We start from the raw sequence: 1,237 nt of genomic DNA, 5'->3' as shown, positions 1-1,237 counted from the left end.
TTGTAACTCTGCGCTGACGACGTCCAGGTGGTAAGTCATTGCCATATCACCCTCCGATTAAGGCGTTAAAGTTTTTTGGCTTTTTCCACGGCTTCGTCGATGGAACCGACCATGTAGAACGCCTGCTCTGGCAGGTGATCGTATTCGCCTTCCATGATGCCTTTAAAGCCACGGATAGTGTCTTTCAGCGCCACGTATTTGCCCGGAGAACCGGTAAAGACTTCTGCTACGAAGAACGGCTGGGACAGGAAGCGCTGGATCTTACGTGCGCGAGCTACCACCAGTTTGTCTTCTTCAGACAGTTCGTCCATACCGAGGATGGCGATGATATCTTTCAGTTCCTGATAACGCTGCAGGATGGACTGAACGCCACGCGCGGTGTCGTAGTGTTCCTGACCAACAACCAGCGGATCCAGCTGACGGCTGGTGGAGTCCAGCGGGTCAACGGCCGGGTAAATACCCAGGGAAGCGATCTGACGGCTCAGTACTACGGTTGCATCTAAGTGAGCAAAGGTAGTGGCTGGGGATGGGTCAGTTAAGTCATCCGCCGGTACGTATACCGCCTGTACGGAGGTGATAGAACCGGTTTTGGTGGAGGTGATACGTTCCTGCAGAACGCCCATCTCTTCCGCCAGAGTCGGCTGATAACCTACCGCTGAAGGCATACGACCCAGCAGTGCGGATACTTCAGTACCGGCCAGGGTGTAACGATAGATGTTATCGACGAACAGCAGAACGTCACGACCTTCGTCACGGAATTTCTCAGCCATGGTCAGGCCGGTCAGCGCAACGCGCAGACGGTTTCCCGGCGGCTCGTTCATCTGGCCGTACACCAGGGATACTTTATCGATAACGTTGGAGTCGGTCATTTCGTGGTAGAAGTCGTTACCCTCACGAGTACGCTCACCGACGCCCGCAAACACAGAGTAACCGGAGTGCTCGATCGCGATGTTACGGATCAGCTCCATCATGTTTACGGTTTTACCTACACCCGCACCACCGAACAGACCAACTTTACCGCCCTTGGCGAACGGACACATCAGGTCGATAACTTTGATACCGGTTTCCAGCAGTTCCTGAGAGCTGGACAGCTCTTCATAGGAAGGTGCTGCGCGGTGGATAGCCCAACGCTCTTCTTCACCGATGTCGCCTTTCATGTCGACCGGCTGACCCAGTACGTTCATGATACGACCCAGTGTTGCTTTACCTACCGGGACTTCGATTGGGTGCTCGAGGT

At 54.4% G+C, this 1,237-nt stretch carries 1 protein-coding gene; it reads right to left on the bottom strand.

The features are described from left to right. Window positions 1-65: 65 nt before the first annotated feature. Window positions 66-1,237, bottom strand: a 1,172-nt coding sequence (gene atpD / locus AACG97_RS00215; RefSeq protein WP_338463234.1) for a F0F1 ATP synthase subunit beta, incomplete at its 5' end; no start/stop codon positions are given.

Source organism: Pseudomonas sp. Nvir (assembly GCF_963778085.1).
Classification (GTDB): domain Bacteria; phylum Pseudomonadota; class Gammaproteobacteria; order Pseudomonadales; family Pseudomonadaceae; genus Aquipseudomonas; species Aquipseudomonas juntendi.
Note: the sequence above shows the minus strand (reverse complement) of the source record. Positions and strands in the feature narration are given on the sequence as shown.